This window comes from Paenibacillus xylanexedens, assembly GCF_007676705.1.
Classification (GTDB): domain Bacteria; phylum Bacillota; class Bacilli; order Paenibacillales; family Paenibacillaceae; genus Paenibacillus; species Paenibacillus xylanexedens_C.
In genome coordinates, this window is the sequence record NZ_VEBF01000354.1 from 1 (window position 1) to 266 (window position 266).

1 protein-coding gene is annotated in these 266 nt (G+C 47.7%); it reads left to right on the forward strand.

The annotated features are described in order from the left end of the window. Positions 1–16: 16 nt before the first annotated feature. Positions 17–266: beta-galactosidase (locus FS628_RS33295; RefSeq protein ID WP_369008914.1), on the forward strand; the 250-nt coding region annotated here is incomplete at its 3' end.

Below are 266 nucleotides of genomic sequence, written 5' to 3' on the forward strand. Positions count from 1 at the left end.
CCTCCCCCATCATCACATCCCTCTCCGCTCTAATCATACAAAATTTCTCGAGAATCTCCATCCTTATTATCATGTCCTTTTCCCCAAATTCAAACCCCTTCTTACCACCAATCCCCCCCCCATCATCGCCATCCACATTCAAAATCACTACCGCACCTTCCGCAATCACGCCACTTACCTCCCATATTTACGTCATGCCATCCTAGAGCGCGGTATCGATCTCTTGTTATTTACTTCACATCGACCCACAGACCACATCCTCCAAG